This is a genomic window from Arthrobacter silviterrae (genome assembly GCF_011045165.1).
GTDB lineage: Bacteria > Actinomycetota > Actinomycetes > Actinomycetales > Micrococcaceae > Specibacter > Specibacter silviterrae.
Map to the genome: position 1 here is coordinate 23,401 of NZ_JAAKZI010000006.1, position 22,232 is coordinate 45,632.

At 66.0% G+C, this 22,232-nt stretch carries 26 protein-coding genes; 8 read left to right on the forward strand and 18 right to left on the reverse strand.

Going from position 1 to position 22,232, the window contains the following annotated elements; translation table 11 throughout:
* Positions 1–16: 16 nt before the first annotated feature.
* Positions 17–673 (reverse strand): RNA polymerase sigma factor SigE, encoded by a 657-nt coding sequence (gene sigE / locus G6N77_RS05155; protein ID WP_165180953.1) that lies wholly within the window; start codon positions 671–673, stop codon positions 17–19.
* 191 nt (positions 674–864) lie between these two features.
* Here sigE and G6N77_RS05160 point away from each other — a divergent pair, with 191 nt between their 5' ends.
* Positions 865–1,497: an O-methyltransferase gene (locus tag G6N77_RS05160; RefSeq protein ID WP_165180954.1), complete on the forward strand. Its 633-nt coding sequence runs from the start codon at positions 865–867 to the stop codon at positions 1,495–1,497.
* Positions 1,498–1,639: 142 nt separating this feature from the next.
* Here the strand turns inward: G6N77_RS05160 and G6N77_RS05165 are convergent, their stop codons facing one another.
* From G6N77_RS05165 to G6N77_RS05185, 5 genes are all read right to left on the reverse strand, one after another.
* Entirely contained in the window at positions 1,640–1,807 is a 168-nt protein-coding gene (locus tag G6N77_RS05165; RefSeq protein WP_165180955.1) for a DUF3117 domain-containing protein, read from the reverse strand.
* A gap of 162 nt (positions 1,808–1,969) precedes the next feature.
* Positions 1,970–3,244, reverse strand: a complete 1,275-nt coding sequence (locus G6N77_RS05170) for a hypothetical protein (RefSeq protein WP_306987132.1) — start codon at positions 3,242–3,244, stop codon at positions 1,970–1,972.
* A complete protein-coding gene (locus tag G6N77_RS05175) occupies positions 3,241–3,831 on the reverse strand; it encodes a DNA-3-methyladenine glycosylase I (RefSeq protein ID WP_165180956.1) in 591 nt (196 codons plus the stop codon). Before G6N77_RS05175 ends, G6N77_RS05170 begins: the two co-directional genes overlap by 4 nt.
* 3 nt (positions 3,832–3,834) lie before the next feature.
* The gene (locus tag G6N77_RS05180) at positions 3,835–4,200 is read right to left on the reverse strand and encodes a DivIVA domain-containing protein (RefSeq protein WP_306987134.1); all 366 of its coding nucleotides are present in this window, start codon (positions 4,198–4,200) and stop codon (positions 3,835–3,837) included.
* Between the two features lie 26 nt (positions 4,201–4,226).
* On the reverse strand, positions 4,227–4,997 hold the full coding sequence (locus tag G6N77_RS05185) for an LOG family protein (RefSeq protein ID WP_165180957.1): 771 nt from the start codon (positions 4,995–4,997) through the stop codon (positions 4,227–4,229).
* 121 nt (positions 4,998–5,118) lie between these two features.
* Here G6N77_RS05185 and G6N77_RS05190 point away from each other — a divergent pair, with 121 nt between their 5' ends.
* The 4 genes from G6N77_RS05190 to G6N77_RS05205 all read left to right on the forward strand — a co-directional run bounded on the left by G6N77_RS05190 (position 5,119) and on the right by G6N77_RS05205 (position 8,467).
* Positions 5,119–5,877, forward strand: a complete 759-nt coding sequence (locus tag G6N77_RS05190) for an amino acid ABC transporter ATP-binding protein (protein WP_165180958.1) — start codon at positions 5,119–5,121, stop codon at positions 5,875–5,877.
* A 106-nt stretch (positions 5,878–5,983) separates the two neighbouring features.
* Complete coding sequence (locus tag G6N77_RS05195) at positions 5,984–6,883, forward strand: glutamate ABC transporter substrate-binding protein (RefSeq protein WP_165180959.1); 900 nt, start codon at positions 5,984–5,986, stop codon at positions 6,881–6,883.
* A gap of 94 nt (positions 6,884–6,977) precedes the next feature.
* Positions 6,978–7,628, forward strand: coding sequence for an amino acid ABC transporter permease (locus tag G6N77_RS05200; protein WP_165180960.1), 651 nt, complete (start codon positions 6,978–6,980; stop codon positions 7,626–7,628).
* Complete coding sequence (locus G6N77_RS05205; protein WP_165180961.1) at positions 7,625–8,467, forward strand: amino acid ABC transporter permease; 843 nt, start codon at positions 7,625–7,627, stop codon at positions 8,465–8,467. The genes G6N77_RS05200 and G6N77_RS05205 overlap by 4 nt, the downstream gene beginning before the upstream one ends.
* 122 nt (positions 8,468–8,589) lie before the next feature.
* Here the strand turns inward: G6N77_RS05205 and dapE are convergent, their stop codons facing one another.
* Positions 8,590–9,702 carry a succinyl-diaminopimelate desuccinylase gene (dapE, locus tag G6N77_RS05210; protein ID WP_306987138.1) on the reverse strand — a complete coding sequence of 371 codons (1,113 nt, stop codon included), beginning with the start codon at positions 9,700–9,702 and terminating at the stop codon, positions 8,590–8,592.
* A gap of 88 nt (positions 9,703–9,790) precedes the next feature.
* Here dapE and dapD point away from each other — a divergent pair, with 88 nt between their 5' ends.
* Both dapD and G6N77_RS05220 read left to right on the forward strand, forming a co-directional pair.
* Positions 9,791–10,783, forward strand: coding sequence for a 2,3,4,5-tetrahydropyridine-2,6-dicarboxylate N-succinyltransferase (gene dapD / locus G6N77_RS05215; protein ID WP_165180962.1), 993 nt, complete (start codon positions 9,791–9,793; stop codon positions 10,781–10,783).
* A gap of 6 nt (positions 10,784–10,789) precedes the next feature.
* Positions 10,790–11,683 (forward strand): hypothetical protein, encoded by an 894-nt coding sequence (locus G6N77_RS05220; protein ID WP_165180963.1) that lies wholly within the window; start codon positions 10,790–10,792, stop codon positions 11,681–11,683.
* Here G6N77_RS05220 and G6N77_RS05225 read toward each other — a convergent pair.
* The 6 genes from G6N77_RS05225 to fdxA form a co-directional block, all read right to left on the reverse strand.
* Positions 11,680–12,291 (reverse strand): hypothetical protein, encoded by a 612-nt coding sequence (locus tag G6N77_RS05225; RefSeq protein WP_165180964.1) that lies wholly within the window; start codon positions 12,289–12,291, stop codon positions 11,680–11,682. The two genes, G6N77_RS05220 and G6N77_RS05225, sit on opposite strands and share 4 nt — an antisense overlap.
* Before the next feature lie 93 nt (positions 12,292–12,384).
* A complete protein-coding gene (locus G6N77_RS05230; RefSeq protein WP_165180965.1) occupies positions 12,385–13,008 on the reverse strand; it encodes a TetR/AcrR family transcriptional regulator in 624 nt (207 codons plus the stop codon).
* Positions 13,009–13,090: 82 nt separating this feature from the next.
* Positions 13,091–13,273: a hypothetical protein gene (locus tag G6N77_RS05235; RefSeq protein ID WP_165180966.1), complete on the reverse strand. Its 183-nt coding sequence runs from the start codon at positions 13,271–13,273 to the stop codon at positions 13,091–13,093.
* 24 nt (positions 13,274–13,297) lie between these two features.
* Positions 13,298–14,581, reverse strand: a complete 1,284-nt coding sequence (locus G6N77_RS05240) for a citrate synthase (protein ID WP_165180967.1) — start codon at positions 14,579–14,581, stop codon at positions 13,298–13,300.
* A gap of 236 nt (positions 14,582–14,817) precedes the next feature.
* Positions 14,818–15,963, reverse strand: a complete 1,146-nt coding sequence (gene dapC / locus G6N77_RS05245) for a succinyldiaminopimelate transaminase (protein ID WP_306987141.1) — start codon at positions 15,961–15,963, stop codon at positions 14,818–14,820.
* Positions 15,964–15,971: 8 nt separating this feature from the next.
* Positions 15,972–16,295, reverse strand: a complete 324-nt coding sequence (gene fdxA, locus G6N77_RS05250; protein WP_113718865.1) for a ferredoxin — start codon at positions 16,293–16,295, stop codon at positions 15,972–15,974.
* Between the two features lie 107 nt (positions 16,296–16,402).
* On the opposite strand from fdxA, the gene G6N77_RS05255 reads away from it, so the two are divergent.
* Complete coding sequence (locus tag G6N77_RS05255) at positions 16,403–16,639, forward strand: putative acetyltransferase (RefSeq protein WP_165180968.1); 237 nt, start codon at positions 16,403–16,405, stop codon at positions 16,637–16,639.
* Between the two features lie 89 nt (positions 16,640–16,728).
* Here the strand turns inward: G6N77_RS05255 and G6N77_RS05260 are convergent, their stop codons facing one another.
* The 5 genes from G6N77_RS05260 to G6N77_RS05280 all read right to left on the reverse strand — a co-directional run bounded on the left by G6N77_RS05260 (position 16,729) and on the right by G6N77_RS05280 (position 22,060).
* Entirely contained in the window at positions 16,729–17,160 is a 432-nt protein-coding gene (locus G6N77_RS05260; protein WP_165180969.1) for a hypothetical protein, read from the reverse strand.
* A complete protein-coding gene (locus tag G6N77_RS05265; RefSeq protein ID WP_165180970.1) occupies positions 17,157–18,218 on the reverse strand; it encodes a PIG-L family deacetylase in 1,062 nt (353 codons plus the stop codon). Before G6N77_RS05265 ends, G6N77_RS05260 begins: the two co-directional genes overlap by 4 nt.
* Before the next feature lie 116 nt (positions 18,219–18,334).
* The gene (locus tag G6N77_RS05270; RefSeq protein WP_165180971.1) at positions 18,335–20,119 is read right to left on the reverse strand and encodes a dipeptide ABC transporter ATP-binding protein; all 1,785 of its coding nucleotides are present in this window, start codon (positions 20,117–20,119) and stop codon (positions 18,335–18,337) included.
* Between the two features lie 5 nt (positions 20,120–20,124).
* Positions 20,125–21,141: an ABC transporter permease gene (locus G6N77_RS05275; protein WP_165180972.1), complete on the reverse strand. Its 1,017-nt coding sequence runs from the start codon at positions 21,139–21,141 to the stop codon at positions 20,125–20,127.
* A complete protein-coding gene (locus tag G6N77_RS05280; RefSeq protein ID WP_165180973.1) occupies positions 21,134–22,060 on the reverse strand; it encodes an ABC transporter permease in 927 nt (308 codons plus the stop codon). The genes G6N77_RS05275 and G6N77_RS05280 overlap by 8 nt, the downstream gene beginning before the upstream one ends.
* Positions 22,061–22,232 lie beyond the last annotated feature (172 nt).

Consider the following 22,232-nt stretch of genomic DNA (forward strand, 5'->3'; position numbering starts at 1 on the left):
CCCGCTGAATCGAATGCTACAGGGCGGCTGATGCGCCCACAATCCGGGGCAGGGACAGCCGGGGCTTCTTGGGCCCGCGCCCGTCGCGGCTGCGGGCAGGGTTCCGGTCGGCCAGCGACTCGCGCAACATCGCACGCCCGCGGTGGATCCGGGAGCGAACGGTCCCCAGCTTGATGTCCAGCGTGTGGGCCACCTCGTCATAGGACAGGCCCTCCATGTCGCACAGGACCACGGCGGCACGGAAATCCGGCGGCAAGGCCTCCAGGGCGGCGGCAATGTCGACGTCGAGGTTGTTGAATTCAAAGGTGCGTTCCGGGCCGGGGTCCGAACCCGCAAGCCGGGACTCGGCGTCGTCCGCCAGCGGGTCAAAGCGGATCCGCTGCTTGCGGCGTGCCTGGTCAAGGAAAAGATTGGTGGTGATGCGGTGCAGCCAGCCGTCCAGGGTGCCCGGCTTGAAGTTTGCGAGGGCGCGGAAAGCCCGGACAAAAACTTCCTGGGTGAGGTCCTCGGCGTCGTATTTGTTGCCTGTCAGCCGGTAGGCCAGGCGGAAGACCTTGGCGGAATGGTTGGTGACCACCTCATCCCACGACGGCGCAACCCAGTCCTGCACGGACCGCGGGGGCATGGTGTCGGAATCCGCGGTGATGGCTGCGGAGCTGGCGGCGGAACTCATGGCGGCACCTCGTCTCTTGCGGCTCCCGGCCGGACGGCTTGTGGCCCCGGACCGGCCCGGGCATGTCATCCCCGGGTCCCAACATTGTGCCAAGGAAAGCTGACATTTTGCTGGGCAATCGGGTAAATTCAGCCCACGGCGCAGGCAGTAGGCTAGAGGAAATCATTGCGACAGTTTAGGAACCGGCACCCATGAGCGCTGACAAGTCCACCAGTTGGTCATATGCGGAAGGCCTTCCCGTGGAGGATGACGTCCTCCGCCGGGCCCGTGAGCGCTCCCACGAGTTGGGCCTGTTCCCCGTCAGCCATGGCGTTGCGGCCGCCCTGACCGTCCTGGCGGCGGCTTCGAAGGCGCAAACCGCAGTGGAGGTGGGTACCGGGGCCGGGGTCTCCGGGGTTGCCCTGCTGCGCGGTCTGGGTCCGACGGCGGTGCTGACCACCATTGATCCCGACGTGGACCACCTCCGCGCCGCCCGCGAGGCGTTCATTGAGTCCGGTTCCCGCGCCAACCGCACGCGCACCATCTCCGGGCGCGGGCAGAATGTGCTGCCTCGCCTCACGGATGCCGCCTACGACCTGGTGTTCATCGATGCCGACAAGCCCAGCTTCCCTGACTATGTGGAGCAGGGCATCAGGCTGCTGAAGTCCGGCGGGCTGCTGGTCATCAACGACGCCCTGGACAAGGACAGGGTTTCCGATCCTGCCATCCGCGAAGCCAGCACCGTGGTGCTGCGCCGGGTGGGCAAGGTGATCCGGGACAACGACTCCCTCATGTCGGCCATGCTGCCCACGGGGGACGGCCTGCTGCTCGCCGTCAAGCGCTGAGCGCAGCCCCCAAGCGCTGATCGGTTCCCCCCAAGCGCTGAACGCAGCCAAGCGCTGAGCGCGGCCCCATGCGGCTTAAACGCCAAGCGGGACAGCAGCAGCTGCCCCGCAGGTACATCAGCGGTGGAAATGGAGGTGCTTGCTACTCAGTCACGCCCACCAGGCAGTCCTTGAGACTGCTTGCCTCGTCGGCATTCATTTCCACCACAAGCCGGCCGCCGCCTTCAAGCGGGAGCCGCAAGATCAGGCTGCGCCCCTCCTTGGTCACTTCCATTGGACCGTCGCCGGTTCTGGGTTTCATGGCCGCCATCAGGACTTCCCCTTTTCATAGTACGAACCCACACGGTATGTGGGCTTTCCCCACATGAGGATTCGTGTTGTATCCCTCACAATCCATTATTCCGCACTTGGGCCACCGGGTGCTAATCGGGGGCTCCCGCCGGCACCTGAGGACACACCCCGCACGCACCCGTCACGGCGGCCACGCCTGCCCGGTACTGACGGCGGAGAACTGCCACAGCCACACCACCCATACAATCTGCAGCAGCGTAAACATGACCACCACGGCCCACCGGTAGGCCCTGTCGGCCGAAAGGAAGGCCGAGGCAAGCGCCAGCGGGAACAGCGGGAGCATCATCCGGAAGGTGCTCGACTGCGGGTCCAGCACAGCGAACAGGTACGCCATGTACAGGGCGCACCACAGGCGCAGCTCAGTGCCCATCCGCCGCACGGACTGCGAGCCAAGGTACAGTGCAGCAACAACCACCAACAGCACGGGCAGCAGCGGACCAAAGAACGGCCCTGCCAGCTGGACTCCGGCGTCGAACCAGGGCTTGAACAGGACCAGGCCGGTGCCGCGCCAGGCCGTTTCGGTGTCCGTATAGGCGGTGCGCTCCCCCGTCACAGCCCAGGCAATGCCCATCCAGGCAAACGCCATGACCCCGCTGGCAGCAAACAGCACAAGTCCCCCTGCCGCTGAGCGGCTCCCCAACGGCTCGCTCCGCCGGCTGCGCCACCGCAGGAGCAGGTGAATGCCGACGACGGCGGCAAACGGCACCCCGGCCGGCCGCGAAAGGCACATGAGCACCATGACGGGAACGGCCGCCCAGTACCGGCGCCGGACCAGCAGCAACAGGGACGCAGCCAGCAGGAAGGTGCTCAGCGACTCGGCATACCCCACCTGCAAAATGGGCGAGATGGGAAAGGTGGCAAAGAAGGCGGTGCCCCACAAGGCCGTACCCGGAGGTGCGGCGTGGGCAACCACCGCAAACAGGCGGTAGATCACCAGCGCGGCCGCCAGCCCGGCCAGCCCGGCCACCAGCGGCGCCACCTCCGCCCACGGCAGGCCCGTGACGGCGTTGAACCCGCGGGCCAGCAGTGGAAACAGCGGGTAAAACGCCCATTGGTTGGGCTGTGCCGTCCCGTTGGGGTTGCGGGGAATGGTGTCCGGGTAGCCGCCGTTGAAGATGCGTTCGTACCAGCCTGCGTCCCAGCGGTTGATGAACGTGAGGTAGTCGGGCCGGGCCCCGCTCCACGGCGATTCGCCCGCATGGTAGGCCGCCACGGCCAGGATGATGAAGGAGACCCCGCGTGCACCGAGGTACACCAAAACCACCTTGAGCCACCACGGCGCCGTCCGGAGGGCGCCGCGCACAGGAACCACAACGGGGGCCAGCCAGGACGCCAGCACCGTGCCAGCCCAGCCGGACTTTTCCACACTGGACGGGAGCCGGGCCGGCGGCCTCACACCGGGTCCGCGGCCAGGGTCTCCGCCACCCAGCAGCCGGGCTGGTGGTCGTTCGCCAGCCCCACAGCCTGCATCATGGCGTAGGCGGTGGTGGGCCCGACGAAGGCAAATCCGCGCTTCTTCAGCTCCTTTGCAAGGGCCGTGGATTCGGCTGTTTTCGCCGGCACGGGGCTCCCGGCGGGGCGCGGCGCGGGGGCGTGCCCGTGCAGCAGCGAGCCCAGCGTCACGCCGTCGGGCAGTGCCAGGATGGCCTTGGCGTTGCCGATCGTGGCGTTGATTTTCATCAGGTTCCGGACAATCCCGGCATTGGCCATCAGCCGGTCAACGTCCGCCGGGCCGAAGCGTGCCACGGCGGCGGGCTCAAAGTTGGCGAACGCCTCCCGGAACGCCTCACGTTTGCGCAGGATGGTGATCCAGCTCAGCCCGGACTGGAACGCCTCAAGGCTCAGCCGCTCAAAAAGCTCCCGCTCCCCCGCCACGGGACGGCCCCACTCCTCATCGTGGTAGCGCTGGTAGAGCAGGTCCGATTCAATCCCGGCCCAGGCGCAGCGGGGTTTTCCATCGGAACCGACGACGACGTTTTCCATGCTTTAGCCTTCCCCGTCCGGTTGGGTGCCGCTCGCGTCCGGTGACGGCGCAGCGTCGTCCGGGCCCCCGGCCGCCAGGGCGGCCTCAAGCTCTGCGATGCGGCTGTCCTTGGCGGCCAACTCGTCACGCAGGCGGTCCAGCACCTCGTCGACCTGGTCCATGCGGTAGCCGCGCAGGCCCAGGGCAAAACGGAGCCTGTCAATGTCGGCGGGCACGGCCCCTGCGGGGAGCAGCACGGGAGGGAGCCCGTCCACGGGGGCGGCCAGGCCGTCGTCGTACACGGCGCCGGCCGGCTTTTTCAGGCCAACCACATACATCGCCACCGCGGCGGCCAGCATGACGGCCAGGAAAATCAGGAAGTAGCTCACCCCACCAATGGTGCCAGATGATCGGCTCAGCCGGCGGCGACCTTGTTCCCGGCCTCGCCTGCCATGACCAGGGCCACCGCCTCCTCGGGGGTGTCGGCCAGGGCGATGATGTCCAGGTCCCCGGGAGAAACCAGCCCCTGCTCCACCATGGTGTCCTTGATCCAGGCCACCAGCGGGCTCCAGAACGCGGAGTCAACCAGGACAATGGGGAACTGCGTGACCTTGCTGGTCTGCACCAGCACCATGGCCTCAAAAAGTTCATCGAGCGTGCCGAGCCCGCCGGGGAGCACCACGAAGCCCTGTGCGTACTTGACGAACATGGTCTTGCGGGCGAAGAAGTAGCGGAAGTCCACGCCGAGTCCCACCCACTGGTTCATGCCCTGCTCAAAAGGCAGTTCAATGCCCAGGCCGATCGAGAGGCCGTCGGCCTCGAAGGCACCTTTGTTGGCGGCCTCCATGGAGCCGGGCCCGCCGCCGGTGATGACGGCCACGCCTGCTTCCACCAGCCGCCGGCCCACCTCAACGCCCATCTCATAGTGCCGGGTGCCGGGCTTGGTGCGGGCGGAGCCAAACACGCTGATGGCGGGGCCAATTTCGGCGAGGGAGTCAAAGCCCTGCACAAACTCGCTTTGGATCCGCATGACCCGCCACGGGTCCGTGTGCGTGAAGTCGCTGCTGGGCGGGGTATCCAGGAGGCGGGAGTCGGCAGTTGACCCCACGGCCGCGCCTTTCCGCCAGCTGCCGAAACGCGGCTTTTTGGAACGGAGGGGGCTGCTGGAACCGGTGGGTGCACTCATGCCTCCAAGCGTACGTGAAAGCGGCCCCAAGCATTCCAGCAGAGGTATCGAACACGCAACGATCGGTGGCGAATCGTGAAACTCATTTACCGTAAGTGGAAATGTTCGATAGATTCGCTTCATGACTATTCCCGTACAGGCAACTGCCCTCGTGGAGCTCAAGGCCGTCAACAAGCACTACGGCCCCCTCCACGTGTTGCAGGACATCAACTTGCAGGTCAAAAAGGGTGAGGTGGTGGTGGTCATCGGGCCTTCGGGCTCCGGCAAGTCCACGCTGTGCCGCACCATCAACCGCCTCGAGACCATTGATGACGGCTCCATCACCATTGAAGGTGCCGAGCTGCCCAAGGAAGGCAAGGGGCTCGCAGCGTTGCGCGCCGACGTCGGCATGGTCTTCCAGTCCTTCAACCTGTTCGCCCACAAGACCATCCTGGAAAACGTCACGCTTGGCCCCATCAAGGTCAAGGGCGCTTCCAAGGCCGACGCCGACAAGCAGGCACTTGCGCTGCTGGAACGTGTTGGCGTGGGCCACCAGGCTGCCAAGCTGCCGGCCCAGCTCTCCGGCGGGCAGCAGCAGCGCGTGGCCATTGCCCGCGCGCTGGCCATGAAGCCGAAGGTCATGCTCTTTGATGAGCCCACCAGCGCCCTGGACCCTGAAATGATCAATGAGGTCCTGGACGTCATGGTGGAACTGGCCAAGGAGGGCATGACCATGGTGGTGGTCACGCATGAGATGGGATTTGCCCGGAAGGCTGCAGACAGGGTTGTCTTCATGGCCGACGGACAGATCGTGGAGGAAGCCACCCCGGATGAATTCTTCACCAACCCGCAGAGCGACCGCGCCAAGGACTTCCTCTCGAAGATCCTGACCAACGGCTGACCAGCCGCTGGCAAGCCGAATTTTCAGTCCCATCCGTTGAGTCCCATCACGCTCAAATTTTTTCACCCGCACCGGCGGCCGCACAGGCCGTTTATGAAAGGAAACCATGAAGAACTTCTTTAGCCGAAAGAGCCTCAGTGTTGCGGCGATCGTCGCTGCCGCAGGCCTGGCACTGTCCGGTTGCGGCGGGGGTGGCACCGCAGGGGGCGGTTCCTCCGACGCGGCAGGGCCCGCCTTTGACGTCGCCAAGACCGTTGCCCTGACCGGCAGCCCCACGTACGACAAGGTCAAGTCCGCCGGCGCCATCCGCATCGGTGTCAAGGAAGACCAGCCCGGCCTGGGCTACCTCGACGCCGCTACGGGCGAGCGCACCGGCTTTGACATCGAGATTGCCACCTGGATGGCGGCTTCCCTGGGCATTGCCAAGGACAAGATCCAGTTCAAGGCCATCCCGTCCGCCAACCGTGAAACGGCCCTCGCCAACGGCGACGTGGACCTCTACGTGGGCACCTACTCCATCACGGACAAGCGCAAGAAGATCGTGGACTTCGCCGGCCCCTACTTCATCACGGGCCAGGGCCTGTTGGTGCAGAAGGCGAACACCACCATCAACAGCGAGAAGGACCTGGACGGCAAGAAGGTTTGCTCGGCCACGGGTTCCACGCCCATCCAAAACATCCGCCAAAACTTCCCGAAGGCCATTCCCGTCGAATTCGACCTCTACTCGAAATGTGTGGAGAACCTCAAGAACGGTTCTGTGGACGCGGTGACGACCGACCAGGCCATCCTGTTGGGCTTCGCTTCGTCTCAGGATGGTCTCAAGGTAGTGGGCCAGCCGTTCACTGTTGAAAAGTACGGGGTCGGCCTGGCCAAGGGCGACACCGCGCTGCGCACCTTCCTGAACAAGACCCTGACCGACGGCGGCGCCACGTGGACCAAGATCTACAAGGACACGCTGGGCAAGTCGGGCACCACGGTGGAACAGCCGAAGGTCGACCAGTACTAACAGTCCAACGCCGCAGGTGGTGTGCCGGCATTGGGGACCGGCACACCGCCTTGCGGCTTCGTCCTCTCGACATCACTGAAAGCGACACTGCACTGTGAACGTACTCATTGACAACAGCGAGCTCTTTGTCACCGGCTTCAAGAACACCGGCATCTTGTTTGTCATCTCGGCGTTCTTTGCCCTGATCCTGGGCACCATCGTGGCCGGCATGCGCGTGTCCCCGGCCCCCGCCATGCGAGCGGCCGGCACCCTGTATGTCAACGCCGTCCGCAACACCCCGTTGACGCTGATCCTGGCATTCTTTGCCCTGGGCTACCCGAAGCTGGGACTGCCGGAAATCAGCTTCATGACCGCTGCGATCGTGGGCCTCTCGCTCTACACGGCCACCTATGTTTCCGAGGCCATCCGCTCAGGCATCAACACTGTTGCCGTGGGCCAGTCCGAGGCCGCCCGGGCCATCGGCCTCCCCTTCATGCAAACCCTGACGTTGATCGTCCTGCCCCAGGCGTTCCGCTCCGTGCTGCCGCCGCTGTTCAGCGTCTTCATCGCGCTGCTGAAGAACACCACGGTTGCGGCCGGCTTCTCCGTCTTCGAGGCCGGCGCCATTCGCGCCTACCTCAGCGAACGCGGCGAACCTCTGCTGCCGGGCCTGCTGTGGGTGGCCCTGATTTTTGTGCTGCTGGTATTGGGCATCCTGACACCGCTGCAACGCTACCTTGAGAAGAAGTGGAGGGTGGCCCGATGAGCTCGGTACTCTTTGACGTTCCCGGCCCCAAGGCCCGTACCCGCAACGTTTTCCTGAACGTTTTCACTGTCCTTGTGGTGGTCGGCATCATTGCCTTCATCCTCTATAGGTTCAATGAATCGGGCCAGTTCACGGCAAAAAAGTGGGAGATCTTCACCTTCCCGCGGGTCCAGCAAATGTTCCTGACTGTCATCGGTGCCACGCTGAAGGCGTTCGCGGCGTCAGCCGTCGGCAGTTTGGTGCTGGGCATCCTCCTGGCCTTCGGCCGCCTGGCCGACTCCAAGTGGGTTCGGGTGCCCTGCTACTGGTTCACCGAATTGTTCCGCGCCATCCCGGTACTCGTGCTCATGATGATCGTGTACTACGGCCTGCCGTCCGCCGGGGTTAAGGGCATTACGCCGTTCATCGCCGTCGTCGTCGGCTTGATCCTGTACAACGGCTCGGTCCTGGCCGAGGTGTTCCGTGCCGGCATCGAGTCGCTGCCCAAGGGGCAGCGCGAGGCCGGGCTGGCCGTGGGCCTGAGCAAGGGCCAGGTGCAGCGGATCATCCTGCTGCCGCAGGCCGTCCGCTCCATGCTGCCCGTCATCATCTCGCAGCTGGTGGTCATCCTCAAGGACACCGCGCTGGGCTTCCTGATCACATACAACGAGGTCCTGTACTACGCCGACTTCCTCGGTTCCCAGGGCCAATACGGCTCCCCCGTGGTCCCGGCGCTCATGGTCACGGCCGTCATCTACGTGGGCCTGTGCCTGATCCTCTCCGGCATTGCCAAGCTGGTGGAGTCGAAGATGTCCTCCCGAGTCAAGGTCGTCAAGACCCGCGTGGGCCTGGCAGGCTAACCCCTCCAACTGTGTGTCAGAAGTTGCATCGCGAAATCGTTTTCTACGCGGTTTTCGTGCAGCTTCTGGCACACAGTTGGGGTTTAAGGGGCGACGGCGGCGCTTGGGCTTGGGCTTGGGTATCAGCCGAGCCAGCGGGTCAGGGCGGCCAGGCACTCCCGGATCGCATCCGCGTCCACGTGCTCGTTGTCGCTGTGGGCCAGGAGGGGATCGCCCGGACCGAAATTCACGGCCGGGATGCCCATCTCGCTCAGCCGTGCCACATCCGTCCAGCCGTACTTGGGCAGGGGCTCGCGGCCCACGGCCGCCACGAACGAAGCTGCCGCGGGAGCGTTGAGGCCAGGCCGGGCTCCCGCCGAAGAATCCGTGCACACCAGCTCAAAGCCGGAAAGCAGCTCCCGGACATGGGCCTCGGCCTGGGCGGGCGATTTGTCCGGGGCGAAGCGGTAGTTGATCTCCACCACGCACTGGTCCGGAATCACGTTTCCGGCCGTGCCGCCGTGGATTTTCACAGCATTGAGGGATTCGCGGTAGTCCAACCCGTCAACTGTGACAGTGGCCGGCTCATACTCTGCCAGCCGCGCCAGGATGGGCGCGGCCTTGTGGATGGCGTTCTCCCCCATCCAGGCGCGGGCCGAGTGGGCCGCCAGGCCGCTGGTGGTGGCCTCAAAGCGGATGGTGCCGTTGCAGCCCCCCTCCACCGTGCCGTTGGTGGGTTCGAGCAAAATGCCGAAGTCTGCGTCCAGCAATTCCCGGTTCTCGCGGGCCAGCCGTCCCAGCCCGCTCTTGACGGCCGCCACTTCCTCATTGTCATAGAAGATGAAGGTGATGTCCTTGCTGGGCTCGGGCACCGTGGCCGCAATGGCCAGCTGGACGGCCACGCCGCCCTTCATGTCCGTGGCCCCGCGGCCGTACAGCACCTTCCCGTCCCATGAGACAGGCACCGTCCCGCGCGAGCCGGCCACGGTGGGCAGCGGCACGGTGTCCAGGTGCCCCGCCAGAATGATCCTCTCGGCCCGGCCCAGCATGGTCCGGGCGACGACGGCGTCCCCGTTGCGGGTGACCTCCAGCCGGCCCAGCCCCCGCAAGGCGGACTCCACGGCATCGGCCAGCGCAGCCTCGTTGCCGGAGACGCTCTCGATGTCCATCACGGCAGCGGTCAAAAGTGCCACATCGGCAAACAGGTCAAGCGAGGGTGCGGGGCGGTCTGCGGGGGCGTCGTCGTCGTAAGTCACCGCCCAAGTTTACCGGGCGCGGTGTTGGCGGCGGCGCAAGGCGGCGAGAACTTTTCGATCCGGGCCGGCAAGTCGATAGACTGCATGCATGACGCAGAACCCAGCAACGCCCGCCGAACGCACCGCACACGGACACGGCCTGGCCTCCATTGCCGATGACGGCTCAGTCCTCGATGTGTGGTTCCCCAGCCCCGCGCTGGGCACCTCCGTCAACTCACTTGGCACGGTCCGCGAGGCCGGACCGGAGCTGACGGCGCTTGCCGTTGCCGGGCGTGACGACGACCGCGGCGTCACGCCCACCGTGGTCTTCGCCCAAATCGACCTTGATGAAGCTCCCGCCGACGCCGTCGACACCTACCTGCGCCTGCACCTGCTCTCCCACCGCCTGGTGGCCCCGAACACCATCAACCTGGACGGGATCTTCGGCAAGCTCAACAACGTGGTGTGGACCAATTTCGGCCCGGCCCCCGTGGAGGGCTTTGAACTCACCCGGGCCAGGCTGCGCCGCCGCGGTCCGGTCACGGTGTATGGCGTGGACAAGTTCCCGCGCATGGTGGACTACGTGGTCCCCTCCGGTGTCCGCATTGCCGACGCCGACCGCGTCCGCCTCGGCGCCCACCTGGCCGACGGCACCACAGTCATGCACGAAGGCTTCGTCAACTACAACGCCGGCACACTGGGAGCCTCCATGGTGGAAGGCCGCATTTCCGCCGGCGTGGTGGTCGGTGAAGGCACCGACGTGGGCGGCGGCGCCTCCATCATGGGCACCCTCTCCGGCGGCGGCAAGGAGCGGATCACCCTGGGCGAGCGGGTGCTCCTGGGTGCCAATTCCGGCGTCGGCATCAGCATTGGCGACGACTCCGTGGTGGAGGCCGGCCTCTATGTCACGGCGGGAACCCGGGTGCGTGTCCAGGGCCCCAAGGACGACGACGGCGAAGACACCGCCGTCATCGTCAAGGCCAGCGAGCTTTCCGGCAAGGCCAACCTGCTCTTCCGCCGCAATTCCAGCACGGGCGAGGTGGAGGTGCTCCCCCGGCACGGCTCCACCGTCTCCCTCAACGACTCGCTGCACAGCAACTAGGGCCGCTTGCGCAACACCAAGCGACGCCGGCGCGGCCGGGCATTTGCAGTACTGCTGACCGTCACCCTGGTCGCCGCCGGCCTGTTGGTGGGCGGCGGCATCTGGGTGGCAAGCTACCTGCGCGGCGCCCTGGCTCCCGGGCTCAGCGTGGGCTGCACGGCCACGGTGGGCGGCACGCCCTACACGCTGGCCGTTGACCAGACGAGCTACGCGGCGCTGATCTCCGGCATCTCCATTCAGCGCGGCATGCCGGCGCGGGCCGCCTCGATTGCACTCGCCACTGCCCTGCAGGAGTCCAAGCTGCGCAACATTGACTACGGCGACCTGGATTCCGTGGGACTGTTCCAGCAGCGGCCCTCCCAGGACTGGGGCACGGTGGCGCAAATCATGGACCCCGTCTACTCCACGAACGCGTTTTACAGCGCCCTGGACAAGGTGCCCGGCTACGTTGACATGCCCCTGAACGACGCCGCCCAAATCGTCCAGCGCTCCGCCTTTCCGCACGCCTACGCCCAACACGAGAGCCTGTCCCGCGCCTTTGCCTCCGCCTTGACGGGCCAGTCGCCGGGGGCGCTGAGCTGCACCCTTCCCCCGGCAACGGCGGCGGGCTCCCCCACCGCCGTTGAGGCTGCGCTGAAGCAGGCGCTGGGCACCCTGCCTGTCGCCACCACGCCGGGGCAGTCCGCCACCACCCTCGAGGTAGCGGCATCCGGCAACATGGGGTGGGCCGTGGCGCACTGGGCCGTTGCCAATGCTTCCCAACTTGGCCTGACCCATGTCAGCTACGGCGGCCTGGCCTGGGACCGCAACACGAACGACGCCGGCACAAACGTTGGGTGGAAGGGCACCGGGAACGCCGGGGGCAATGTGGTCATCACGATGGCCGCGGCCGGTTCCTAGACGAGCAGCTCCACGACGGGCTGGACGTAGCTAAGGAAGTTTTGCTGGTCATCGAGCAGGTGTTCGCTCATGATGAGCCTGTCCGGTTCAATGAACCAGGCCCGCTGTTCGGCCAGCGGCATCTCCACAATGGTCAGGGTGAAGTCGCGGGCGCTGCGGCCCAGTTCCATTTCCCGGTTCTGCACCAGGTCCGCCAGGATCTTGTGCCCGCCCAGCGTCTCTCGTTCAGCCGCCATGAGCGAGTATGCGCGGCTTTGTTCCCGGGACCACGTCAGGGCCGCCCCGAAGTGTGCCTGGACCACCCGTTGCAGCGCAGGCATCGCATTGAACTCGGGGAACGACGGCGGAGTCATGGCCGGCTCCGTCCCGTCCGGCTGCACCAACAGGGTGCCCCACCAGGCTTCCCACTGCCCGCGCAGCGCCTTTTCGCCGCCCACATGGGCCGTGAGCCTGCTGTGGTCGGCCGCGCGGACGTGCGGTGCCACGTGGGACAGGGAGGGGCTGCCGGCCCCCGTCAGGCCCGCCACATCCCGAATGTACAGTGCAATCAACATGGGGCCTGACGTGTCCATGGTGATCCGCCAGCCCGGCCCGCCCGTATGATGCATGGTTCTCGCCTCCAGCGGCCGCAGACTGCGGCCTCCCACGTCCAAGATTACCCTTTTGCACGGTGGAGCGGCAGGGGCGGGCAGCCGGGGCGCCTAGGGTGCCAGCAGCGATTCCAGGTGGCGGCGGAGCGTGGTCCGGCCTTGTTCCGGGGTTGCCCAGGCGGGCTGCAGCACCAGGCGCAGGCCCAGCCCGTCCAGCACGGCAATGAGCCTCTCGGCCTCGTCAACGGGTTCGGGCGATCCGGCCATGAGTCCGCTGCCCAGCAGTGCCAGCACCACCCGGCCCACCACTGCCCCGGTGGCACGGTAGTCGTCCCGGGCCGCGTTCTGAAGATTGTTGTCGGTGCGGGCGGCCAGCATGAATTCCATGTGCACCACGGCCTCGCCGCGGCGCAAGTCATCCAGCGGCAGCAGTTCCTCGAGCACGCTTGCGCATTTGTCCACGACGGCGGCGGGGTCCCGGGGCAGGGCGTGTTGTTCCAGGAGTTCCAGGGCGTCCAGGGCGCGCAGGTGGATGCGCTCGGAATTCACCCGGAAGGCAAATTCCATGAGCTCGGCCTGGTTGTCAAAGTAGTGGCGCACCGACCCCAGCGCCAGCCCGGCCTGGGCAGCCACGTTGCGTAGCGACGCTTGTGCCAGGCCCTGCTGGAGAATGACGGCGAAGACGGCATCGGCTACGAGTTCGCGGCGGTCATCCGCGTCAACAATTTTCGGCACAAGTCTTTTTTAGCACAGATGTTTCACCTGTTTCCCCATTACGGCGCCCGTGGCGGAAATCCGCGCGGACTTCAGTGCACGGCTACTTGCCGGCGGCCCGGCGCTGCCTGTCCACCAGGACCACGGCCACCAGCGCCAGCGTGATGACGGCGGCAACAATGGCCACCGGCCAAAGCTCCGGGTGCCCGGCCAGCGCCACCACGACCACCACCACGGTGACCAGGCCCAATGCCAGGGCGGACGCCTGGCCAATCATTTTCAACATCTTCTTCTCCGGTGGTGCCGAGGGTCAGCGCGAGGGATACATGCGCTCCGGTTCGCCTGTGTACAGCTGGCGCGGGCGGCCGATCTTGGTCTGGGGGTCCTTCATCATTTCGCGCCACTGGGCAATCCAGCCCGGGAGGCGGCCAATGGCGAAGAGCACCGTGAACATCTTTTCCGGGAAGCCCATGGCCTTGTAGATCAGGCCGGTGTAGAAATCGACGTTCGGGTAGAGCTTGCGGGAAATGAAGTATTCGTCCGTCAGGGCTACTTCTTCCAGGCGCATGGCGATGTCGAGGAGTTCGTCATTTCCGCCCAGCTTGGCCAGAATTTCATGGGCCGTGGCCTTGACTATTTTTGCGCGCGGATCGTAGTTCTTGTAGACGCGGTGCCCGAAGCCCATGAGCTTGACGCCGGCTTCCTTGTTCTTCACGCGCTCCACGAACTTCTCAACCGGCTCGCCGCTGGCCTGGATCTGGCGGAGCATGTTCAGCACGGCCTCATTCGCGCCGCCGTGCAGCGGGCCGAAGAGTGCGTTGATGCCGGCGGAAACGGAGGCGAACATGTTGGCGTTGGCGCTGCCCACCAGCCGCACGGTGGACGTGGAACAGTTTTGCTCGTGGTCGGCGTGCAGGATCAGCAGCAGGTCCAGTGCCTTGACCACCACGGGGTCCATCTCGTAGGGCTCCGCGGGCAGGCCGAAGCTCAGGCGGAGGAAGTTTTCCACCAGGCCCATGGAGTTGTCCGGATACAGCATGGGCTGGCCAATGGACTTCTTGTGCGCGTAGGCGGCGATGACGGGCATCTTGGCCATGAGGCGGATGGTGGCCATCTCCACCTGCTCGTCGTCGAACGGGTCCAGGGAGTCCTGGTAAAAAGTGGAGAGCGCCGACACTGCGGAGGAAAGCACCGGCATGGGGTGAGCATCACGGGGGAAGCCGCCGAAGAAACCCTTCAAGTCCTCGTGCAGCATGGTGTGGCGGCGGATCCGCTGGTCGAACTTTTCCAGCTCGGAGGCGGAGGGCAGGTTGCCGTAAATGAGCAGGTAGGACACTTCCAGGAAGCTGGAGTGCTCAGCCAGTTCTTCAATGGGGTAGCCGCGGTAGCGCAGGATTCCCTTGTCGCCGTCGATGTACGTGATGGCGGAAGACGTGGCCGCAGTGTTGACGAAGCCGGGGTCGTAGGTGACCGCGCCGGTGTCCTTGAGGAGCTTGGATACGTCGAAACCGGCGTTGCCTTCTACCGCTTCGATGCGCGGGAGAATAAGTTCCCCGCCGTCGTAGCGCAGTGTTGCGCTCGTGGAGTCAGTCATGGAGTCCCCTTCATGAGGTAGCCCTTGTCGGGCTGTGCTTGGATCTATGCAGCTGTCCAGCCCGCAGGGTTGACCTGCGCACCGTGTGGCCCCAAAGTGCCCGCCGGGCGGGGGCCCAGGCTGGCGTCAAGGCGCGCGGCGGCATAAACGTCTAAGTACGAAACTACCGCTTGGGTGCCCTTCTACACTAATCCTGCCCCGTTTTGTGTCTCCGCCATGGGCCGTGCCGGGCCGGTTCAGCCCTTGAGCCGCCGGACAGCGGCATCGATGCGCTCATCGGTCCCGGTGAGCGCCACCCGGACAAATCCGTTGCCGGCGGCTCCGTAGAAAACACCTGGGCCGGCCACAATGCCCAGCTCCGCGAGCCGGCCGATGGTGGTCCAGGTGTCCTCCCCGGCCGTGCACCACAGGTACAGTCCGGCCTCGGAGTGGTGGATGGCCAGGCCAAAGGATTCCAGCGCGGGCACCAGCTTGGCCCGGCGGTTGCGGTAGAGGGCCTTTTGGGCGCTGACGTGGGAGTCATCCCCCAGCGCCACGCGCATGGCTTCCTGGACGGGGCGGGGAACAATCATGCCTGCGTGCTTGCGGCTGTTGACGAGGTTCGCGATGATGGCGGCGTCTCCTGCCGCGAAGGCGGCCCGATAGCCGGCCACATTGGACTGCTTGCTGAGGGAGTAGACGGCCAGGAGGCCGTCGTTGCTGCCGCCGGACACGCGCGGGTCCAGCACGCTGGGGACCGGTTCCCCGCCGTTTTCCGGGTCCCAGGCACCCCAGCCCAGCTCCCCGTAGCATTCGTCGGAGGCGACGACTGCGCCAACGGCCCGGGCCTGCCCCACCAGTTCCCGCAGGGACTCGACGCCGCGGACAATGCCGGTGGGGTTCCCCGGGGAGTTCACCCACACCAGGCGCACGCGGGCCCGCGTGCCGGCGTCGAGCTCGTCAAGGGAGTCCGCGGCAACTGCGGTGGCGCCGGCAAACTCGGCGCCCATGTCGTAGGTGGGATAGGCCACGGTGGGGCGGACCACCACATCCCCGGCACCGAGGCCCAGCAACAGCGGCAGCCAGGCCACCAGTTCCTTTGAACCCACTGTGGGCAGGACATCATTCGGGTCCAGGCCGGGCACGTTCCGGCGCCGGGCAAACCAGTCCACAACGGCCTGGCGCAAGGCCGTGGTGCCGTGCGTGGTGGGGTAGCCATGGGCGTCCGAGGCAGCCTGCAGGGCCCCCTGGATCAGCGTGGGCGTCGGGTCAACGGGCGTGCCGATGGACAGGTCCACCACGCCGTCGGGGTGCAAGGCGGCCGTGGCCCGGTAGGGCGCCATGGCCTCCCAAGGGTATTCGGGCAGCTGCAGGCCAAAGGGCTTTGCCTGGGGCGGGGTCACAGCAGCGCTCAGCCCTGGTTCTGCGGCGGCAGCGCTGCAATGAGGGGGTGGTCGGTGTGGGTGTTGCCGATCTTGGCGGCTCCGCCCGGGGACCCCAGGACGTCAAAAAACTCCACATTGGCCTTGTAGTATTCGGCCCACTCTTCGGGGGTGTCGTCCTCGTAGTAGATGGCCTCCACGGGGCAGACAGGTTCGCAGGCACCGCAGTCAACGCATTCGTCGGGGTGGATGTAGAGCGAGCGTTCACCCTCGTAGATACAGTCAACAGGGCACTCCTCAACACATGCCTTGTCCTTGACATCCACGCACGGCTGCGCAATTACATACGTCACGTCCCCAACCTTCCTCATTTGCGGCTCGACCCCGGCCGGGAGCCGGGTATGTTCATTATCCCCCACGGGGGACGGCCATGCATCCTGGCGAGACTTAGTATGAAGTGGTGAGCCATCCACTCCAGCTTTTGTCCAGCGTTCCCCTCGGCACCCGCGTGGTGGTCCGGTACCGGATTCCCGGCGGCACCACCGATGCCCTGGGCACGCTCGAGGCCCGCGACTCCGCCAGTTGCACCGTGGCCACGCGTACCGGCAGCGTAATGGTGAAGCTCGACGACGTCCAGCTCGCCAAGGCTGTCCCCCCGCCGCCACCGCGGCGCGAACGGCGCGCAACGCCGGCGTAGCGCCCGCTCCCCGCGCCGAAAGGACACTTGGGGCGGCCCGGATCAGCGCCGACCCGCCGCATCCGTACTCTCGGCGGGCACTGCGGCAGCTATTTTCCGCGCGTGGTGTTGCCCGGCCTCAGGATCAGCACAGCAATCCACGCCATGACAGGCGTCAGCACGGCAATGCCGTACAGCCACAAGTTGCCCTGGAGGTTGGCCGAGATCATGCCAAACGCGCCGAGCCGCAGCGACAGCAGGCCGGCGCACAGGTAGGCAGCACCGCCGCACAGCACCACCACCCAGGCGCTTCTGCCCCACAGGCCAACGAAGAGTTCCACGGCGGCCAGCATGACCAGCGCCGCCACGGCGCCCAGCGGCACAATGTAGCCGGTCCCATACAAGGCGTGGCCGTGCAGCGAAGTGCCCAGCAGGCCCGTTCCGATCCCGGCCCCGAATGCCGCAGCAACCACCGCCCAGCGCCGCGGCGTGGGCATCCGGGCACCGGGTTCGTGGCGGTCCGCCAGCTCCGGACCGCTCATTGGCACACCGTGGCGCCCACGGGCCCTTCAACTGCAACTTGGCCGGGTTCGTCCCCGCCCGCCCCACTTGAGGCGGCACCACCTGATGCGATGCTGCCTGATGCGATGCTGCCTGATGCGATGCCTCCCGCTGGCGCCCGGAGGACTTCAATGAACTCCTCGGTCCCGGAGATGTCCTTCCAGACACCGTCGGAGAGCGCGTAACGGCTGCCCTCCACCGTTATCTGGGTTCGGTGCGCCCGCATCGCTGCGGTCTTCGCGGCCACGTTGCCGTCCACGGCAATGCGCGGCACACCCTCCCCCAGGGGGCGCTCGGGCCGGTCGCTGACAATCGCGAAGACGCGTGGCACCCGCCAGCCGTCCGCACGGGTCCCGTCACTGAGGGTCCCGCTGCCGGCACCTCCGGGCTGCGCCGCCAGCTCCAATGCCGCCATGGACAGCTGGTGCGCACGCACGTGGTCGGGGTGGCCGTAGCCGCCGTCGGGCGCATAGGTGACGAGTGCATCCGGGCGCAGCGCACGGATCAGCTGGGCCGCCAGCGCGGCAAGCTCGGACAGCGGGGTGCGTGAAAGCGAACCGTCCAGGACGGTGTCCGCGGCCATGGCGCGGCCATCCGGACCCCACTGCATCCCTGAGTCCCGGAAAACCACGGGCCCTGCCGCCGGCGCAGTGGCACCCTGTCCCAGCCACACGTGTTCCTTGACGCCCAATGCCACAAGGGCGGCAGCCAGTTCACGTTCCCGCTCCCGGGCCAGCCCCGTGCCATCCGCCGCGGCCCGCGGACCCGGCCCGCCGGCGTCGTGCATCCCAGGCTCATCGGGGAGGCGGAGCTCACGCCCAATTTCCAGGTGGCCCAGCTCCGGCGGGATGACCTCGCCCAGCTCGCCGCGTGTGCACGTCAGCAGCACCACGCGCGCCCCGGCGGCGGCGTAGGCGGCCATGGTGGCTCCCGTGGCGATGGACTCATCGTCCGGGTGGGCGTGCACAAAGAGGAGGGTGGCATCGGGGCCGAGCCCAGGCAGGAGCTGCGGCGTGGGCGTGTCGGGGCTGATGTCCATGGCAACCAATCTACTCGCCGCGGGCCGCCGGGCGTGAACGGGGGAACGGCAAAAGGCCGGCACGCCCACGTAAAATTCATGGGCGTGCCGGCCTTGTGGCACCAGCCGGGGCTTCGCTAAACCAGCAACGTGGCTCCCGGAATGGCGTTGAGCAGCTCCTGCGTGTAGACCTGCTTCGGGTTGCTGAAGACCTCATCCGTGGAGGAGGCCTCAACGACGCGGCCCTTTTGCATGACAGTGACGTGGTCTGCAATCTGGCGGACCACGGCAAGGTCGTGCGTGATGAACAGGTACGTCAGGCCCAGGTCCTCCTGCAGCTCGTTGAGCAGGTTCAGCACCTGCGCCTGCACCAGCACGTCCAGGGCGGACACTGCCTCGTCACAGATGATCACATCTGGGTTGAGGGCCAGGGCACGCGCAATGGCGATGCGCTGGCGCTGGCCGCCGGAGAGCTCATTCGGGTAGCGGTGCATGGTGCTGGCAGGCATGGAAACCTGGTCCAGCAGCTCTCGGACCTTCTTCTCCCGGGACTTTGAATCGCCGATCTTGTGGATCTTCAGCGGCTCCTCAATGGTCCGGTAGATGTTGAACATCGGGTCCAGCGATCCATACGGGTCCTGGAAGATGGGCTGCACGCGGCGGCGGAAGTCAAAGAGCGCCCTCCCCTTCAGCGTGTTGACCTCAACACCGTCGAACAGGATGCTGCCCTCGGTCGGGGCCAGCAGGCTCAGCGCCATTTGCGCCACCGTGGACTTGCCCGAGCCGGACTCGCCCACAATGGCCATGGTGGTGCCGCGCGGAACCGAGAAGGACACGTCGTCCACAGCCTTGAAGTCCGTGGACTTGCCGAGCGCGCCGCGGAGCTTGAACACCTTGGTGAGGTTCTTGATCTCCAGGATGGTGTCGCCGGCCTGCGCGTGCTGGCGGCCGTCGGCACTCACCGGCTTGGCTGCCGCGGGGACTGTCCTCGGCGCGACGGGAGCCGGGTGCTCGCCGTCAACGGGCGTGTCCAGGTCCGCGACGGCCGCGGCCAGCGCATCCTTGGCCTTCTGCGACTGCAGCCGGCGGGATGCCAGCGACGGCGCGGAGTTGACCAGGCGCTGCGTGTAGGGGTGCTGCGGGTTGCGCAGGATCTCCAGCGCCGGACCCGATTCCACCACCTGCCCCTTGTACATGACCACCAGCTTCTCGGCACGTTCCGCGGCCAGGCCGAGGTCGTGGGTGATCAGCAGCACGGCCGTGCCGAGCTCGGTGGTCATCTTGTCGAGGTGGTCCAGGATCTGCCGCTGCACTGTCACGTCCAGGGCGGACGTGGGCTCATCGGCGATCAGCAGGCGCGGCCGGCAGGCCAGGCCGATGGCGATCAGCGCGCGCTGGCGCATGCCGCCGGAGAACTCGTGCGGGTACTGCTTGGCGCGTGCGGCGGCGTCCGGGAGACCTGCCTCGGATAGCACTTCCGCGACCCGTTCCTTGGAATTGGCGCCGTCCAGGCCGTTGGCCCTGAGCGTCTCCTTGACCTGGAAACCGATTTTCCATACGGGGTTCAGGTTCGACATGGGGTCCTGGGGGACCATGCCGATGGAGTTTCCGCGCAGTTCGACGATCCGCTTGCTGCTGACGTTGGTGATGTCCTCGCCGTCGAAAATGATCTTGCCGCCGCTGACCCGCCCGTTGGACGGGAGCAGGCCGATGGCGGCCAGGGCCGTGGTGGACTTGCCCGAACCGGACTCCCCCACAATGGCCACTGTCTCTCCGGGCATGATGGTCAGGTGTGCGTTGCGCACTGCCTCGACCGGACCGTTGGAGGTTTCGAAGGTGATGGCCAGGTCCTGGATGTCCAGAAGTGGCTGGTCGCTTGACCGGAGGGCGCGGGCGCCCTGTCCCGTTGCATGGTTGGACATGGTGGTCACCGCTTCCTTGCTTTGGGGTCGAGGGCGTCACGGAGTGCGTCACCGAGCATGATGAAGCTCAGGACGGTGACGGACAGCGCGGCTGCTGGCCACAGCAGCACGCCCGGGTTGTTGCGCACCTGCGGCTGCGCGGCCGCAATGTCATTGCCCCAGGACATGACGGTGTCCGGCAGGCCGATGCCCAGGAAGGACAGCGTGGCCTCGGCCACGATGAACGTGCCAAGCGAGATGCTGGCCACCACAATGATGGGGGCCAGCGAGTTCGGCAGCACGTGGCGCACCAGTGCATTGAAACGGGACAGCCCCAGCGCCTTGGCAGCAGTGACGAAATCAGCGTTGCGGTTTTCAATGACCGCACCGCGGGTGATGCGCGCAATCTGCGGCCACCCGAAGATCACCAGCGTCAGCACAACTGTCCACACGCTGCGGTTGTCGCGGAAGGCAGGCAGCTGCATCATGACAATGGCGCCCAGGATCAGCGGCAGGGCGAAGAAGACGTCGCCCAGGCGGGCCAGGATGGCGTCGACCCAGCCGCCGTAGTAGCCGGCCAGGGCACCCATGATGCCGCCAAAAACCAGCACCCCGAGGGTGGTGAAAACGCCAACCATGAGGGACGCGCGCGTGCCGTAGATCATGCGGGAGTACACATCACAGCCTTGGAGGGTGAAGCCCATGGGATGCCCGCCACGCGGGCCAGCAGAGGAATCGTTGAGGGTGCAGCTGGTGGGATCGACATTCGCAAACAGCTGGGGCAGGAAAGCCACTACGAGCACCAGCACGATCAGAATGGCGGAAATGATGAACAGGGGCTGGCGGCGCAGGTTACGCCAGGCGTCTGCCCACAGGCTCAGCGGCGCTTCACTCTCATCCACATTGTCGATCGCGGCGAGGGGTGTTTCCTCCAGCGGAGCCACGAAATGAACAATTGCGCGGCTGGACGTTTTTCCTTGACGCGCGGCTGCCGGGATCACCGGCTTGGTCAGGTCAGTTTCAGGTGTCAGGTTCTCAGACATAGCGAATCCTTGGGTCGAGCCAGGCGTACAAGAGGTCCACCACGAGGTTGGCGACCACGAAGACAATGACCAGAATGCCGACGACGGCCACCACGGTGGCGCTCTCGCCCTTCAGGATGGCCTTGTAGAGCAGGTTGCCGACGCCGGGGACGTTGAAGATGCCTTCGGTGACAATGGCGCCACCCATGAGGGAGCCAAGGTCGGCACCCAGAAAGGTCACCACAGGGATCAGTGAGTTGCGCAGGATGTGCACCAATACCACGCGTCCTCGGCTCAGGCCCTTGGCCGTGGCGGTGCGTACGTAGTCGGCATTCATGTTTTCACTGATGGAGGCGCGGGTGAGCCGGATGACGTAGGCCAGGGACACCAGTCCCAGCACCAGGGCCGGCAAAATCAGTTCGTTCCACGGCGCGGCCCCGCTGACGGTGGGGCGGGCCCAGCCAAGCTGAACGCCGATGACCAGCTGCAGGACGAAGCCCAGGACGAAGGTGGGAACGGCGATGACGACCAGGGAGGCCACCAGGACCGTGGCGTCGAACAGCTTGCCCTTGCGCAGGCCGGCGATGACGCCGAACAGGACGCCGAAGATGGCTTCAATGGCCAGCGCCATGAAGGCCAGCCGGGCGGTGACGGGGTAGGCGCGCCCAATGACGGCCGACACGTCCTGTCCGGAGAACGTCTGGCCCAGATTGAGGGTCACCAGGTTCTTCAGGTACAGGCCGTACTGGATCCAGAAGGGCTGGTCCAGGTTGTACTGGGCCCGGAGGGCGGCCTGCACGGCGGGCGCCATCGGCTTGCCGCCGGACAGGGCAGCGATGGGATCGCCGGGGGTTGCAAAGACGAGGAAGTACACCAGTAGCGTGGCCCCGAAAAAAACGGGAATCAGCTGCAGGAAGCGGCGGAGCGTGAACATGACCATTATGGCGTCTCCTCCCCCGGTGTTCCTGTTGGCAAATCGTTCATGAAATTACCTGTTCAAATAGTGGACGGTACTGGACAACATGCGGGATCGCCGCATTGTCCCTGTACGGAAAGTAACACAAAGACATGTGATTTAGACAATGAAAGGGGACCCGGCACCTAGTCCGGGT